The sequence below is a fragment of the Sorangium sp. So ce367 genome (assembly GCF_051520455.1).
Lineage (GTDB): Bacteria > Myxococcota_A > Polyangia > Polyangiales > Polyangiaceae > Sorangium > Sorangium cellulosum_B.
Window position 1 is genome coordinate 5185834 of the sequence record NZ_CP150334.1, and the last position, 15876, is coordinate 5201709.

The window sequence follows — 15876 nt, forward strand, 5'->3', positions numbered from 1 at the left end:
TCATCGCGCCGGCGCCGTCCGCGCCGAGAACCGCGCCGCGCGCTACGGCGTGTCGAACGAGAGCACGCCCGAGTCGTCCGTCCTGTAGCGCCCGCCCGGCGTGATGCGGATCGCGAGCTCCGGCTCCCGGGAGACGACGGCCGCGTCGTAGCCGGCCTTCGGCAGGAGACCGGTGATCACGTGCCGGCGCGTCGCGCGAGGCACCTGATAGGACAGCGGCCCCGAGCTCGCTCGCGGTTCCGAGCGCAGATCCGAGCGGAAGAGGACGACCGTGCCTGCCACGAGCGCGCCGTCGAAGCCGGAGCCCTGCGCGCTGTCGATCCGCGTCGCCGCATCCATCGCCGCGCCCGCGTCCGCGCCTTGCAGCACGTGCAGGAAGCGGACGTCCGTCGGAGCGGTCTGGTCCTCCACGACGAGGCGGTGGGTCGTCGGCTCCATCGCCGCCGGCTTCTCGACGTTCTCGACCGGCACGGCCGCCATGCGGGCGCTCCGCGGCAAGAGGCTCTGGATGAACAGCGTCTGCCCCCGCGGGGTCACGGCGCTCGCCGTCCGGCCGGCGATCCGCGGCGCCGAGGTGGTCATCAGGTTGAACCGCTTGAACCGGCCGGCGGTGCGCGACGTCGCGCGGTCGTAGACGACCACGTGATCCGGCTGCAGCCAGACGACCGACCGGCTCGCATGGACGATGTCGCGGGCGGCGTCCGTGGGCGTCCAGACGTTCTCGCGGGTGTTGTACAGATCCGTCGCTATCCCCTCGGCGAACACGTAGCCGGCGCCCCGGGTCATGCGCGTGATCGGATCGCCGGCGGCGCGCCCCTCGCGCCACTGGCCCCCTCGCGCGACGATCTCCTTCTCGAACCAGCGCATATTCGACGGCTTGTCGTTCTGCAGGGAGAGGGTGTTGTGGTAGTCGGTCGTGGCCCCGATCAGGTTGTTCGAGTAACTCGTGTGCTCCTTCGTCAGCCACTCTCCCTTCCGGTAGAGCTCGATCTGATTGCAATCGCCGATCTGGTGGTTGATGGTCACCCAGCCGCACCGCCAGGTGAACCACGTCGCGCCCGCCGTCCAGTCCGAGCGCGCGCGGAGGGAGCCGCGTCCCTGCGCCCGCTCGAAGAAGGCGGTGGGCATCGCCGGGCGAGGATCCGCCGGGAGCGGCGCGGCCGGGTCGAAGAGCATGAAGCTCAGGATCGCCCGGCTCGGGGCGGGCGATCCCCAGATCTTGGACGTACGCGCGTAGAGCTCGGGCGCGCCGCCCGCGATCGTGTTGGCCACGATCCAGCGCGACCTCTGCAAGCGCGCGGTGTTGCCCGTGAGCTGGTCGTAGACGCCCAGCGAGCCGAACAGCTCCGCGAAGCGCGGCTCGACCCAGACCTGCAGCGCGTCGCCGTAGTTCGCCATCTCGTAGACCGGCCCGAGATCGCGCCTCGACGGGTACGTGACCGGGCCCGGCGCGATCGAGTGCAGGAACCCGTCCGTGAAGCGGTCCCAGTATCCGCTGCGCAGAAGCCCGATCTGAGGCCCTGACTGGGCCTGGGTGCCGTAGCCGGCCGTATAGAGCCCGAGCAGCGCGTGGTGGAGGGTCGCGACGCCGCCGCCGTAGAGAAAGCCCTCCACGGGCAGGCCGCCGCTGGCCACGCCGAGCCCGTCGGACGGGACCCCGAGCTGCTTGGCCGCGGTCTCGGAGGCCTCGAAGACGGCAAAGGCCTGGTAGAGCCACGCGCCCGTCGCGTGCGCGCGATAGCTGCGCAGCGTGTTGCCGAGCGCCCCCGCCGGCGCGCTCGGATCGAGCGGCGGGTCGTCCGCGTCGTCCATCGAGAGCGACATCAGCGTGACCTGGCGCAGATGGCCGAGATAGAAGTTGTTCGCAGCCCACCTGAGCTGGAGCGGATCGCGGAGCAGCGCCGGATCGTTCATGACGCCGACGGGGTGGGGGTGCTCGTTGCCCGCCGTCGAGGCGTGGAGGTTGTCGTCAATCCACCTGAGGAAGACCTGCCGTATCTTGGCCTTATCGCCGGCGGAGAGCACCGGACGGCCGCCGCTGTCGGTCGCGTCATAGATCCAATCGACCGTCAGCGGGAACCCTTCACCCCACCAGCGCGAGCGATCGCCGGTCGCGAACCCCGGGCGGCGGAAGGGCTGGCCGTCGGCTCTCCCCTTGCTCGCCTCCTCGATGGCAACCATCAAGAGGTTGCGCGCCCTGACGGCGTGGGTGGGGCGGGCCGTGACGTCGGCGTCGATGAGCGACATGAACGCGAAAAACTCGGCATACGCCTCGGTCGGATACTGCTCGTAGGCGTTGGTGCCGCCGTCCGGCCACGTCGGGTTCGGCCGTCCATTCGGGTAGAACCGGCCTTCGTAAGCTGCGATCGCGCCCCGGAGCGCGGGCAACATGGCTTCCGTGTACATGCGGTTTCGGCTGTCCGCGGCCCATCCGCGCAGCCTCGGGAGGTGTTCGTTCGTGAGCCAGAGTCGCGGGTGACCGGTGACAGGCTGCGCGGTGGCGCGCACCGGCGCCCCGACAAGGCCCAGAGAGAGCGCCGCGGCGGTGAGGATGTGGTGAATCGGTCGCATGCTGGTTCTCGGTATCGCTGGGCGCGAACAGCCGCGCCGGCCAGCGTTGACCCACGCTGAACAGCACGCGTCGTGCCGAGTACTTGCGTGCGCGCCGCGCGCCGCGCGTCACGAGGAATGAGCGGTGTGCGTCCGTGTCACATGGCCAACATCGACGGCGCCGCCGAGCGGCTCGCGCGTGGCGACCTCATCAACCCTCGGGCCGAGACGCGCGCTTCCTCCCTGTGCTGGACCGGCGGAGGACGGCGCCAATGCACGCCGCGTCGGTGGTAATACTGCATACCATTCACCTGGTGAGGCGACGTCATCGCGGCCGGGGTGGCGCTCGCGCTTCGTGGGGCAGCACGGCGGCGACGTCGAAATAGCGAGCGCAATCGAAATACCGAGCGGAGTGAGCCCTCGCCTCCGCGCTCGTCCGCGGCCCCGGAAGACTCGGACACCTCGGAACCTCGGACGACACGCGCATCGAGGATCGAGGGCACATGACGCGAATCCGCCACACCTCCGCGCGGATCTGTCGCTATACTGGGCGAAGATAGGAGCGCTCTGCAGCATGCCGACGCCAGACTCCTCCCAGTTCCTTGGCGATCCTCGGGTCCTGCGCGAGGGGAATCTCGTGAAGGGCACCCTGATCGGCTCCCGCGCCGAGGCCCTGCGGCAGAGCTATGGCGAGCGGGCCGTGGCGGATCTGAGCCGTCGGCTCTCGCCGCAGGCGGCCCGCTACCTCGACGATCCGCCAATGCCTCTGGCCTGGCACGACATGGCGCCGCTCCTCGAGATCGACTGCGCGCTCCTGCATGGGCTCTTCGGCGGCAGGATGGAGAAGATGCGCCTCTTGGGCGCGGAGATCGCCCGGAAGGACCTGACGACGACCTACAAGACGATGGCGGTGGTGGGCTCGCCGTCGGTGCTCTTCAAGCGCTTCGGCCTCATGTACAAGACCTACTTCAAGTACGGCGACTTCAGCGTGACGGCCACCGGCGACGCCGCGGGGAGGGCCACGCTCTCGGGCGGCGGCCTGCCGCTCTACATGTGCGGCCATGGCATCTCGGGCTGGGTCGAGGCGGGACTCGCGCTCCTAGGCAGCCGGCGCAGCGCGGTCGAGCACACGGCCTGCAGGCACCGCGGGGCGCCGCGGTGCACCTGGTCGATCTCGTGGTGATCCGCCCTTAGGCGGCGGCCCGCCCGTCGTCCCCGAACGCCGCCCGCGCGAGCAGCCGCTGCAGCGCCTCGGCGCTCTCCTCCCACGACGGCGGCGCCGCCTCGGCGAACGCGTCCTCGTCCCACGCTCGCGCGAGCGCCTCGCGGAGCGCCCGGCCGAGCGCCGCGGCGTCGCGCGACGGGACGAGGAGGCCGGTGCGCCCCGGCGTCACCACGTCCGGGATGCCCCCGACGCGCGTGGCCACCACAGGACGCGCAGCCGCGAGCGCCTCGAGCACCACGTTCGGCGTTCCTTCCGCCCAGCTCGGAAGCGCCAGGAGATCCGTCGCGGCGAGGTGGCGGGCAACCGCGGCGAGCGGCCTCGCCCCGACCGCGATGATCCGGCCGCGCCCCTCGCTCAGATCGGCGGGCGCGCGCTCGCGATCGCGCTGCGCGGCGGCCTGCTCGACCGCAGCCCGCTCCGGACCGTCGCCGACGATCACGAGATGGACAGGCTCGCTTCCGTCGCGGCCGTCGCTGCCGAGCGCCTCGAACGCGCGCAGTAGCTCGTGGATCCCCTTCTCCCGGCTGACGTGCCCGACGAAGGTGACGATGCGCCCGCGCGCGGGGAGCCCGAGCTCGCGCCGGGCAGCGCGCCGGTCGGCAGGGCGGAAGAGCGCGCGGTCGACCCCGTTGCGGACGAGGACGGCGCGCTCCTTCGGCGCGCCGAGCGCCACGAGCGCCTCGACCATCGGCCGGCTCACCCCGATGGCGCATGCGGCGGACCGGAGCGCGCTGCCGACGAGCGGCCGCACCGAGCGCCAGCGCGCCACGACGTTCACGTCCGTGCCGTGGGCCTTCACCGCATAAGGGAGGCCGAGCATCCGGGCGAGCAGCGCCGCGGCGCAGGCGTCGGGGTAGAGCCACGCCCCCAGCACGACGTCGAACCGCCCCCGCAGCCGCGGGACGTACGGCAGGAGCCCCGCCAGGTAGAGCGGCGCGTTCACGGGCGCCAGCACCCGGCCCGCCCCGGGGAGGTACGGCGCGCGCGCGTGGACCACCGGGACGCCGTCGATCTCGTCGCGCGCGGGCACCGCCACCAGCCGGCCCGGGCGTGTGCGATCGCCCAGGAGCGATACGCCCGGGTGGTACGGGATCGCCGCGAGCACCTCCACAGCGCACCGGCGCGACAGTGCCGCGAGCTGCTGACGCTGGAACGCGCACGACAGCGGCTCAACCCGGTTCGGAAAGATGCGCGTCACCCAGAGGACGCGCAGCGGCCTCGGCCAGCCCGCCTCCTTCATGCCCACGTTCACACCAGACTTCATGGTGTAATATTTGTTACATTCGATGGGTCCGCCCTCAGCGGGGCAGCGATGGACTTCGGGGTACGTCCTGCCCTGTCGGCGCACGTCCACACCGCGAGCGCGCGCATTGCACGGCCTGGCCCGCTCTCCAGAGCGTCCCCGGCGGCGCCGCGCAGCCCCTCGCGCTGCACGCGCTGCACGCGCTGCACGCGATGGCACGCGCACGCGCACGCCGAGGCCAGATTTGTAATGTTGCAAACATCGTCGAACGTGGGACGCTCCGGGCGCCGGGCGTGCTGCCGGGGAGGGGAGGGCGGCCGATTCGGGTCGCTCCGTGCCGCGGGGCTTGCCGCTCGACAGCGAGGGGGCGCGTGTTCTCGTTCGTCTTGCCGATGTGGGACTCCGACGTGACGGCGCGGGCGGCGCTGGAGCAGAGCGTGGCGTCGAACGTCGGGGACGTGGGCTCGGGAGCGCTGATGGCTGGCGTCGTTGGCTCGCTCGAGGGCTCTCTCCGGGGCGAGGTGTCTCGTTATGGAGTGAGCGTCGATGGAAGCTACGAGCGGGTATTCCAGGTCTCGCTCGACCCGGCTCGACTCACGCCCTCCGACAGCGCCTCGGCGCGGCTCGGCGGGGGAGCGGGCTGGGCGCTCTCGCCGCTCACGGATCTCTCCATGGCCGCGGCCGGCTACCTCGCGACGCGCCTCGGCGTGCGCGCCGACGACGCGCTCGCCGCGCGCGATCCGTTCCTGTCCGGCGATCGCCTGCAATACACGCTCTCCGCCGCGCCGGCCCTCTCCATCACGGCGTCGCGGCGCTCCTCGGTGCGCGTCGGCGTCGGCTACGAGCAGGCGGGCGCGCTCTCGGCGGACGACCCTGCCGCGGTCGGGATCGACGCGCACACGGGGCGCGCCGAGGTGAGCACCTCGTTCGACCTCGGCGCGCAGGACACGCTCACACCCGAGCTCCGGTACGAGGTCACCCGGTACCATCACGCGCTGCTCGACACCGATCTCACGCGCGGCGCGGCCCGCGTCCACGCCGGCGCCGCGCTCCTCTCCGAGTCTCACGAGCTCACGCGGAACCTCTCGACGCGCGTCGCCGGCGGCGTGACCGTCGCGAGCCCGCCTCCGGTGCTGTCGTCGCGCGACGCCGTGATCTCGCCGGCGGCGCGGCTCGGGCTCACCTACGTGGAGGAGCGCTATCGGCTGACGGCGGGTTATGCCTATGCCTACACGTCGCTCGGGCCGAGGATCGGATTCGGACACGAGCACGAGGCGTCCCTCGAAGCGAGCTTTCGGCCCGCCCGGGGCGGCGCGACCCGGGACCTCATCGTGACCGGGGTCGCCCGCTTCTCGACCGGCAGCGCCCCCGTCGCCGCCAATCCGCCGCTCCACCTCACCCCCGGCGCGGCGGCGCCCTCCAGGGAAGGGTCGGTGTCCACGACCACCGCGCTCGCGGGCGCGGAGATCTCCTATCCCCTCTGGCGCGGGCTCGCGCTGAGCGGCGGCGTCGATCTGGAGTACATGCGCGCCGCGCTCGATCCGGCGCCGAGCGCAGGTGAGGCCGGCGGCTCGCTGAGGAGCATCGTCAGCGCCGGGATCTCGGGGACGCTATCGACGGATCGACACCGGACGCTCCGCCGCGATCCCGACGGCGCATGGGACGACGAGCGCCGCGGCGCGATGATCCAGGGGATGCCCTCCGGCCGCTGGCAGGCGCCCGAGCCAGGCCGCGAGCCCGACGGCGGCGGCGACACCTCCGGCGAGGCCCCACCCGCGCGCGCCGCGCAAGCCGGCCCGCGCGCGACGCGCGACGCGCGATAAGCCCCCTCGACACGCCAATCGCTCCCCCGCAGGGGGCGGCGCGCCCACCCGCGCGACGGCTCAGCCGCCGGAGAGCCGGCGAGACGACCGTGCACCGGGCGGCGCGCGCGTGGCTGGCGTGGCGCGTGGCGCGCGGCGCGTGGCGCGCGGCGGCTCAGCCTCGGTCCACGTGACGCTAAGGACTCGACGTAGGCAATCCGTCGCTGGCGTTCTCGCGCCGCGACTCCCCACGACAGGTCGCACGTCATCGCCGCGACCCGGCCGCAAACGCGCCAATTTCGCCGGGCCCGGCCTCGCGCGCGGCGGCTCAGTCCGCCGTCATGAAATGAGATTCGTCGGAGGCATCTGGCGATCTGCCCCGGTCTGCTCTAGTGTAGGTTCAACTACAACCGTAGGTGCCCCGTCAGAGGCGACGCGCCGTGATGTGCGACCGCCCGGGGCCGACGAGTGGAGGGACGATGCTGGAGCTGTTCCGGTCGCCGCGCCGGGCGATGGTGTGGTTTGTCGAGGCCAGCCTGCTCTCGCTCCTGGTGTGCTGCGCGCCGGGCGTGCTCGTGGGCTGGGAGCACATGCTCGATGGGGAGCGCTTCGGACGGACAGCGAGCATCTCGTTGGTTGCGCTGGTGTCGCTCTACTATCACGGCCTCTACGGGCCCGAGCCTCCCAGGGCACGGGCGCTGGTCCTGACGACGTTCCGGGCGCTCGGCCTGGCGGCGGCCGTGCTGTGGCTCGCGTTCTGGCTCGTGCCGGACGCGGAGATCAGCGACCGGGTGATCCTGACGTCGCTCGGGGCGGCGGCGCTCGTGCTCCCCGCGTGGCGCGCGGCGTGTGATCGGGTGATGAGGAGCGAGAGCTTCTCCAAGCGCGCGGTCGTGCTGGGCTCAGGCGAGCTCGCCCGCTCGTGCGCGGCCCTCATCCGGAAGGATGGACAGGTCCTCGGGCTGCGCCTCGCCGGCCGGCTCGTCCGAGACGAGGAGCCGATCGACGAGGCCGAGATCGCGGGGAGGTACCGTGACCTCCGCCGCCTCGTCGAGCAGCGCGGCGTCGCGGCGGTGATCGTGGCGACGTCCGATCGCCGCGCCGCCTTCCCGCTGGAAGAGCTGCTCGATCTGAAGCTCCGCGGCGTCGAGATCGAGGAGGGCATGGATTTCTACGAGCGCGTGACCGGCAAGATCTGCGTGCGCGAGCTGAAGCCGAGCCAGATCATCTTCTCTCACGGGTTCAGCGTGCGGCGGCGGACGCGGATCGCGAAGCGGATCTTCGACGTCGCGTGCGCGACCGCCGGGCTCGTCCTCGCGCTTCCGCTGATGGCGCTCACGGCCGCCCTCGTGAAGCTCGACTCCAGGGGGCCGGCGCTCTATTCGCAGATCCGGACAGGCGCTCTCGGGAAGCCGTTCAGGATCCACAAGTTCCGCTCGATGAGGACCGACGCCGAGAAGGACGGGGCGGCGTGGGCGACGGAGAACGATCCGCGCGTGACCCGCGTCGGGCGCTTCATCCGGAAGACGCGGCTCGACGAGCTGCCGCAGCTCTGGAATGTGCTCGTCGGCGAGATGAGCATGGTGGGCCCGCGGCCCGAGCGCCCCGAGTTCATCGCCGCTCTGGAGAAGCAAATCCCCTTCTTCCGGCAGCGGCTCTTCGTGAAGCCGGGAGTGACGGGGCACGCACAGGTGCGCTGCCGTTACGGCGCGTCCGCCGAGGACGCGCTGGAGAAGCTCCAGTATGATCTCTATTATATGAAGAGCTTCTCGCTCTGGTTCGATATCTCCATCCTCATCGACACCGTGAAGGTCGTGCTCTGGCGCATCGGCGCACGGTGAATCGTCCGGCCGCCGCGCCGTGCAATGGCTGCGCTCTTTACCGCCGGGCTCGGTGGCGCGCCCTCTGCAGAGCACGCGCGAGGGATCGGCGGGCGTCGGTCTCCGGGGGGGTCGGCGATGAAGACGTGGATGAGGGCGAGCGTCGTGAGCTCGGTGCTTCTGGTCCAGGGCTGCGCGGAGCTCGACCCGGCGCCGGGAGAGAGCGTCGCCGTCGCGGCGAGCAGCCTGAACGTCTCGGCCTTCCGCTTCATGGAAGGTGGAGAGCTGCCGTATGTGCTCGGCTTCTCGCCCGAGACCGGCCAGATCCTCGGCGGCGCGCACCAGCTCCTCATCCCTCGAACCGGCGGCCGCGAGGCGCTCGACGGCGCCAACCTGCCCTCGCACCTGCACCCCGAGCTCCGGGGCTCCCTGCTCCAGCTCAACTCGACGCTCCGGGAAGGCGAGGCGCAGTCGACCGCGTTCGCCTCGAACTGGTGGCCGCAGCGGCAGAACGGCATCGCCGATCGCTGGAACTCGGCCAACAAGAACTACTCCGACCGGATCTCCGACCCGGACAACATCTCTCCCGTCGAGAAATACGATGTCCTGTTCCACTCGGGGCAGATGGAGACGCTCGGGGCCATCGCCTCGTGGAGCATGGATGACCTGAGGAGGCCTCCCTACCTGCGCAATCCTCCGTATATCCAGCCGACGGTGGTCGTGGCCGGCCCGGCCACGCGCTGGGAGCTACAGCATCACGGGCTCTACCAGGGTGTCTACCCGGAGTACTGGTGGGGGCACTGCAACGGGTGGTCGGCCTACGTCGCCGCCGAGGGGGCCGGGCCGCGCCGCGACGTCCGGGTGAAGCTCTCCGGCGCGAAGGTGACCGAGTGCGCCGCGGCGGAGACCGGCTGCGTCCTGTTCCGCATGGCGGACATCGAGGCGCTGATGAGCGAGCTCTACTTCAGCGACTCGGTGACCTTCTCGGGGCGCCGCTGCGAGACACGGGCGGATCGGACGATGCGCGACGTCTACGGCAGGCCCGTCGACCCCGCCTGCCGCGACCTGAACCCGGCCACGATGCACGTGGCCATGACCGGGCTGCTCGGGGTCGGAGCAAAGCCGCTCCACGGCGACTCGACCCAGCGACAGAAGCTCATGTTCATCGTCGACCACACCTGGGACGTCGAGGTGTGGAGCTTCCCCGTGAAGCAGTTCTCGATCGATGTCATCGAGGAGGTGGACGTCCGGCAGGCCGCGCGGCTCCTGTGCGGCGGCGCATATGCGGGCGCCGACTGCTACAATTACAGGTTCAACCCGGGCGCGACGCGCTTCGTCCGCGTCGCCGCGCGCTTCTGGATGATCTCCGACTCGGTCACCGGCGAGACGCTGCTCACGCCGCCCGAGCAGCGCACCGTGCCGCTCTCCGTGTCGGAGCTGCACTACGTGCTGGAGCTCGACGAGAACCTCACCATCCTGGGCGGCGAGTGGATCAAGAACCCCTCGATCGTGAACGGGGTCAACGGCAAGGAGCTCCACCCGGACTATCTCTGGATCCCGGTGCGGGCCCAGGGCACGGGCGAGGACGCCGATGATCTCGGGGGCGCCGAGGACAACCCCTACATCTCGTACGCGAAGGTCAAGGCGCTGCTCACGCTCTCGCAGCGCGGCGACTGAAGCGCGATGCCGTGCGCGCTGCGCGCCACGCGCGCCACGCCCGAAGCGCCCGGCCTGTCAGAAGTGCGACGGCGGACGGCGGCGCGGCGGCGATTCAAGAAGCGTTGGCGGGGTGGACGGGACTCGAACCCGCGGCCTCCGGCGTGACAGGCCGGCGTTATAACCAACTTAACTACCACCCCAGATGTCAGGGATACGATCGCTCAGCGAGCGCCGAGCCAGCTCGGCTTTGCTTCCCATGAGCAAGCTCGCCATGAGCCAACCTCCTCGCCTGGCATGCACCGAGCGATGCAAGCCAACCGAGGGAGGCTCAGGCGAGCATCGACTCTGATGACAGGGAAGAAAGCTGGCGGGGTGGACGGGACTCGAACCCGCGGCCTCCGGCGTGACAGGCCGGCGTTATAACCAACTTAACTACCACCCCAGACTGACATCACTACAGATCACCCAGGCCCCTGAACCCAGGAAGTGGGCGGGACAGGGGTCGAACCTGCGACCATCGGCTTGTAAGGCCGACGCTCTGCCGCTGAGCTACCCGCCCCGTCGGAGAGGTGCGCGACTGTACTCGCCGAACGGAGTCCGTCAAGATTTATTTCTCGCGGCCTCCGTCCCTGGCTGATCGAGCCCGCGCCTGCCCCTGGATCTCCGTGGCGTTCGCCACGCGCCGCCCGCCGTCACGCGGGCCCGCCCCCGGCCTCCGCCCTCGCGATCCGTGCCGCGCCGCGCCCGCGCCTCGCGTCGCTCGTTTGCTGCGATGGCAAGCGCTGTCACGAACGCGCCCGGCAGACGTGCGAACAGAGCTGTTGGACCGTGTGACAACCTGACTCATCGACACACTTCCAGCGTAAAATTCCCATGTGTCCGCGCTACGCTGTGCGTCAGCGGCGCCAGCCGCGTGTACGCGTAGTGGAGGAGCAAGCAACGTATGGCGGAGAAGATCGGCATCCTCGTCGGCTGGGAACAGTCGTTCCCTCAGGCCTTCCTCGAGAGGTGCAACAAGATTCCGGGCGTCCGGGCGGAGATCGCGAAGCTCGGCGGGACACCCGAGCGGTTCGAGAGCCCGTACCGGGTGCTCATCGACCGGATCAGCCAGGAGGTGAAGCACTACCGCTTCTACCTGAAGGCCGCCGCGCTCGGCGGGGCGTACGTGATCAACGACCCGTTCTGGTGGAGCGCGGACGACAAGTTCTTCGGCTACTCGCTGGCGTCGCAGATCGGCATCGCGACGCCGCGCACCGTCATGCTGCCCCAGCGCGACTACATCCCGGCGATCGTCAAGGAACGCAGCCTCCGCAACCTCGAGTATCCGCTCAACTGGGAGGCGATCATCGACTACGTGCGCTTCCCGGCCATCCTCAAGCCCGCGGACGGCGGCGGGTGGAAGGACGTGTCGGTGGTGCGGAGCCAGGAGGAGCTGCTCGCCGCCTACAACGCCTCGGGGCAGAACGTCATGACCCTGCAGGAGTTCATCGACTTCGACGACTACGTCCGCTGCATCTGCGTCGGGAAGGATCGCGTCCTCCCGATCCAGTACGACCCCAGGGCGATCGGCCCCACGGGGCTCCGCGGCTGCTACGTGCAGCACGAGGACGAGCGGTGGCTCCCGAAGGCGCTGCACGACCGCGTCATCGAGGACGCGATCAAGATCAACAAGGCGCTCGGCTACGACATGAACTCGATCGAGTTCGCGATCCGCGATGGCGTCCCGTACGCGATCGATTTCACGAACCCGGCGCCGGACATGCACATCGAGCACCTGCGGGAGCGGTACTTCAACATCGCCGTCGACTGGATGGTCGCGTTCGCCGTGGAGTGCTCGAGGGGCGACCGGCGGACGAGGGACGGCTACGCGTGGTCGAGGCTCGTCCGGCCCTCCGTGGGGAAGGTCCGGCTCGGGGCCTCGTCATGACCGACGTCGAGGGGCTCCTCGACGGCCAGTTCACGCTGGGCATCGAGGAGGAGTTCCAGATCGTCGACGCGGAGACGCGCGAGCTGCGGTCGTACGTGAGCCAGCTGCTCGAGGGGGGGCCGGGCCACGAGCTCTTGCGCGGCCGGGCCCGCCCGGAGATGCACCAGTCGGTCGTGGAGACGGGCACCGGCGTGTGCCGGGACATCCGGCAGGCGAGGGGAGAGCTCGTCGAGCTGCGCGGCAGCCTGAACGCGCTCGCGCGGCGAGGGGGGATGCGGATCGTCGCGGCCGGGACGCACCCGTTCAGCGACTGGAAGAAGCAGGACATCACCGACGGCGAGCGCTACCGGTGCATCGTGGAGGACCTGCAGGACGTCGCCCGCGCCAACCTCATCTTCGGGCTGCACGTCCACGTCGGCGTCAAGGACCGCGAGGTGGCGATGGCCCTCGCGAACCAGGTCCGCTACTTCCTGCCGCACATCCTCGCGCTCTCCACGAGCTCGCCGTTCTGGCTCGGCCGCCCCTCGGGGCTGAAGAGCACGCGCAGCGAGATCTTCAAGCGCTTCCCGCGCACCGGGATCCCGGGGCTCTTCGAGTCGTACGGCCACTTCCAGCGCTTCGTCGATCTGCTCGTGAAGACGGGCTGCATCGACAACGCGAAGAAGATCTGGTGGGACGTCCGCCCGCACCCGTTCTTCGACACGGTCGAGGTGAGGATCTGCGACATGACCACGCGCCTCGACGACACCGTGGCGCTGGCCGCGCTCGTCCAGGCCGTCATGGGCAAGCTCTACCTCCTCTACCGGCGCAACCTCGGGTTCCGCGAGTACCGGCAGGAGCTCATCGAGGAGAACAAGTGGCGCGCCGTGCGCTACGGCCTCGACGGGCAGCTCATCGACTTCGGGAAGCAGGAGCAGGTCCCTGTCCGCCACCTCGTGGGCGAGCTCCTCGAGTTCGTGCAGGAGTCGGCGGAGATCTTCGGATCGCAGGGCGAGCTCGAGCGGATCCGGAGGATCCTCCACGAAGGGACGAGCGCGGATCGCCAGCTCGCGGTCTACGCCAGGACGAAGAGCTTCCACGCCGTGGTCGACGACCTGATCGAGCAGTCGAGCCTGGGCCTGTAAGAGCTGCCCGGCGGCGGAGGACGCCGTGGGCGACGTGGGGAGGCCGCGCGCCGGGAGGAGCCCTCCTCCCGGCCGCGGGCGGCTCCCGCGGAGGCGCTCGGCGGGGCAGGGGCGGCGGGAAGGGCAGGGTGCATCGAGAGGCGGCCGCCGGCCGAGGCGCGCCTCCGTGCGAGAATTTCTGCTCGCGCTCCGGCTCTGCTACCGTGCGGCCGTGGGAAACGCTCCGCATCGCTGCGTCGCAGCTCTCTCGGTGGGCTGGCTGCTCGCGCTGTCCGTCACCGCGGGCGCCGCGGGTTGCGCGTCGACCGAGTACGTCAACGAAGGTCCTGGGCAGCCGACGCCGCGGGCCTCCGGCTCGCTGCCTCCCGGATCGGTGGGCGTCTGCAAGCAGCCGCTCACCAAGCGGCCGCCCATCGTGAGCGAGGAGCTCTGGGCGCACGCGAAGCCGTGCACGTCGCGCACGCCGCCCTCGACCATCCGGCTCGGCTACGCGAAGGACGGCTCCGCGGGCGCCGATCCGGAGACGGAGCAGCTGGTCGAGAAGGTGCTGGCGGCGCTCGCCGAAGGGACGAAGCCCGACGGCGGGAACAACCAGGTCACGGGCGCGATCCGCGCGGTCCGATCCTACGCGGCGAGGAAGGACGAGCTGCGCGCCCGGATCGCGCGGGACTCGGCCTCGGATCAGGCGTGCGACGTGACCTACCTGCTCAACACGATGTCCGCCGCGCGGGGCAAGCTGTCCGGAGGCGACGCCTGCACCGCGGAGGTGTTCGACCCGGAGACGCGCGCCGACGCGTGCCTCTTCGACACGAAGCGGCCCGAGGGGCTCTGGCTGTCGAGCGGCTGGTCCTGCATGACGTTCACCGGGGCGCTCGGGAACGAGGCGTCCTGCCATCAGCTCTGCGGTTACGACGACTACTGCGCGCGGCAGGTGTACTGCGCCGCAGGCGACGTCAACCTGCTGCTCTGCGCGCTCGGCGTCTGCCTGCCGGAGCCGTCCGCCGGCATCAAGTGACGGCCGCGCGGAGCTAGTCCGCGCTAGTCCGCGAGGAGCGCGCTCAGCCGCTCGAGGACGCCGCGGAGCAGCTCGCGCGCGCCGCGAAGGAGCGCGCGCACGTCGCGAAGGGCGTCGTGGACCTCGCCGGGCACGGGCAGGAGGCCCGCGCGGGCGGCGAGCGCCGCCCCCGAGACGAGCAGCAGGACCACGACCAGGGCCAGGAAGATGCGGCGGGGCCACCGCCGCCGTCGGCGGGGCGCCGGCGTCATCAGGGCCGGAGGCGCGGACTTGACCGGCAGCTTGCGGCTGGAGGGCGGCGGGAAGGAGGACTTGGGCGGCGGCTCGTCGAGAGAGACGGGGAGGATGCCGGCGAACGTGGCCGGCAGCGGCGTGTTCCCGGCGGGCGGCCGCTTGCTGCTGCGCGGCTCGCCTCGCCGCCCGGACGTGGCGCGGAGCTCCCCCCGCGCCGACAAGCGGCTGTCCGCGAGCTGGATCGCCGTCGCGAGCTTCTTCCGGCGCTCGGTCACGGCGTCCCCGAGCGTCTCGCGGACGAAGCGGCCGACGTCGCCCTCCGTGACCGGGGTGCCGAGAGAGATCGCGATCTGGTCGAGCGTTCGCTGGAACGACGCGCAGTCGCTCCAGCGGTCCGCCGGATCCTTGGCCAGCGCGCGCTCGATCGCCAGCGCGAGATCGAAGGGGATGTCCGGCACGAGCTCGCGGATGGGGACGGGGGCGAAGCGAATGATGTTCTCCATCGTCTTCGCGTCGGTCTTGCCGCGGAACGGGTGGTAGCCGCTGAGGGTCGTGTAGAGGAGGACCCCGAGCGAGAAGATGTCGGCGCGCCGATCGACCTTGCCCGACGTGAGCTGCTCCGGCGAGAGGTACGGGATCTTGCCCTTGAGCTGGCCGGCGACGTGCGTCTCGTGCAGGCGGCCCGTGGCCTTGGCGACGCCGAAGTCGACGATCTTCACGATGCCGTCGAACGACACCATCACGTTCTGCGGGGAGATGTCGCGGTGCACGAGGTCGACGAGCCTGCCCTCGTCGTCGCGCAGCTCGTGCGCGGCGTGCAGGCCGGCGCAGATGCTCGAGGCGATGCGCAGGAGGATCGGCAGGGGGACGCCGCCGGTCGATTTCACCTGCTTGTTCAGCGAGGCGATCGTGTCGCCGTCGACCCACTCCATGACGATGTAGAGCACGCCGTTCTCGTCGCCGAGCTCGACGATCTCGACCGCGTGGGGGTGCCGGATGCGGGACGCGAGCCGCGCCTCGTCGAGGAACATGGCCTCGAAGGCCGGGTCGTCGCCGAACTCCGGCAGCATCGTCTTGATGGCGACGATCTTCTGGAAGCCGCGGGATCCCACGAGGCGCGCCGCCCAGACGGCCGCCATCCCTCCACGGGCGACCGGCATGAGGAGCTCGTAGCGGCCCAGCGTGTCTCCAGGCTTGAGGTCCGACAGGATCTGCACGCGGTGGTCCTACTAGATGGGGAGGCGGAGTTTGGAGGGGTAGGGCTCGAGTGCCACCGT

General features: G+C 70.8%; 10 protein-coding genes and 3 tRNA genes. 7 read left to right on the forward strand and 6 right to left on the reverse strand.

Features of this window, described 5'->3' with window-relative positions; all coding sequences use genetic code 11:
- Positions 1 to 42: 42 nt before the first annotated feature.
- The gene (locus WME97_RS19745) at positions 43 to 2571 is read right to left on the reverse strand and encodes a hypothetical protein (protein ID WP_437553884.1); all 2529 of its coding nucleotides are present in this window, start codon (positions 2569 to 2571) and stop codon (positions 43 to 45) included.
- 553 nt (positions 2572 to 3124) lie between these two features.
- On the opposite strand from WME97_RS19745, the gene WME97_RS19750 reads away from it, so the two are divergent.
- Entirely contained in the window at positions 3125 to 3733 is a 609-nt protein-coding gene (locus WME97_RS19750; protein WP_437553886.1) for a hypothetical protein, read from the forward strand.
- A 7-nt stretch (positions 3734 to 3740) separates the two neighbouring features.
- Here the strand turns inward: WME97_RS19750 and WME97_RS19755 are convergent, their stop codons facing one another.
- Positions 3741 to 5039 carry a glycosyltransferase family 4 protein gene (locus WME97_RS19755; protein WP_437553888.1) on the reverse strand — a complete coding sequence of 433 codons (1299 nt, stop codon included), beginning with the start codon at positions 5037 to 5039 and terminating at the stop codon, positions 3741 to 3743.
- Positions 5040 to 5389: 350 nt separating this feature from the next.
- Between WME97_RS19755 and WME97_RS19760 the strand changes: the two genes are divergently transcribed.
- The 3 genes from WME97_RS19760 (at position 5390) to WME97_RS19770 (ending at position 10317) form a co-directional block, all read left to right on the forward strand.
- A complete protein-coding gene (locus tag WME97_RS19760; protein ID WP_437553890.1) occupies positions 5390 to 6841 on the forward strand; it encodes a hypothetical protein in 1452 nt (483 codons plus the stop codon).
- 458 nt (positions 6842 to 7299) lie between these two features.
- Positions 7300 to 8661 carry a sugar transferase gene (locus WME97_RS19765; protein WP_437553892.1) on the forward strand — a complete coding sequence of 454 codons (1362 nt, stop codon included), beginning with the start codon at positions 7300 to 7302 and terminating at the stop codon, positions 8659 to 8661.
- A 117-nt stretch (positions 8662 to 8778) separates the two neighbouring features.
- Positions 8779 to 10317, forward strand: a complete 1539-nt coding sequence (locus tag WME97_RS19770; RefSeq protein WP_437553894.1) for a hypothetical protein — start codon at positions 8779 to 8781, stop codon at positions 10315 to 10317.
- A gap of 105 nt (positions 10318 to 10422) precedes the next feature.
- Here WME97_RS19770 and WME97_RS19775 read toward each other — a convergent pair.
- The 3 genes from WME97_RS19775 to WME97_RS19785 form a co-directional block, all read right to left on the reverse strand.
- A tRNA-Asp gene (locus WME97_RS19775) sits at positions 10423 to 10499 on the reverse strand.
- Positions 10500 to 10664: 165 nt separating this feature from the next.
- Positions 10665 to 10741, reverse strand: a tRNA-Asp gene (locus WME97_RS19780).
- Positions 10742 to 10786: 45 nt separating this feature from the next.
- A tRNA-Val gene (locus WME97_RS19785) sits at positions 10787 to 10858 on the reverse strand.
- Between the two features lie 384 nt (positions 10859 to 11242).
- Here WME97_RS19785 and WME97_RS19790 point away from each other — a divergent pair.
- The 3 genes from WME97_RS19790 to WME97_RS19800 all read left to right on the forward strand — a co-directional run bounded on the left by WME97_RS19790 (position 11243) and on the right by WME97_RS19800 (position 14365).
- Positions 11243 to 12226 (forward strand): ATP-grasp domain-containing protein, encoded by a 984-nt coding sequence (locus WME97_RS19790; protein WP_437553896.1) that lies wholly within the window; start codon positions 11243 to 11245, stop codon positions 12224 to 12226.
- Entirely contained in the window at positions 12223 to 13350 is a 1128-nt protein-coding gene (locus WME97_RS19795; RefSeq protein ID WP_437553898.1) for a carboxylate-amine ligase, read from the forward strand. Before WME97_RS19790 ends, WME97_RS19795 begins: the two co-directional genes overlap by 4 nt.
- A 166-nt stretch (positions 13351 to 13516) precedes the next feature.
- Positions 13517 to 14365, forward strand: coding sequence for a hypothetical protein (locus WME97_RS19800; RefSeq protein ID WP_012236218.1), 849 nt, complete (start codon positions 13517 to 13519; stop codon positions 14363 to 14365).
- A gap of 23 nt (positions 14366 to 14388) precedes the next feature.
- On the opposite strand, the gene WME97_RS19805 is transcribed toward WME97_RS19800, so the two are convergent.
- Positions 14389 to 15816, reverse strand: coding sequence for a serine/threonine protein kinase (locus WME97_RS19805; RefSeq protein WP_437553900.1), 1428 nt, complete (start codon positions 15814 to 15816; stop codon positions 14389 to 14391).
- Positions 15817 to 15876: the final 60 nt, after the last annotated feature.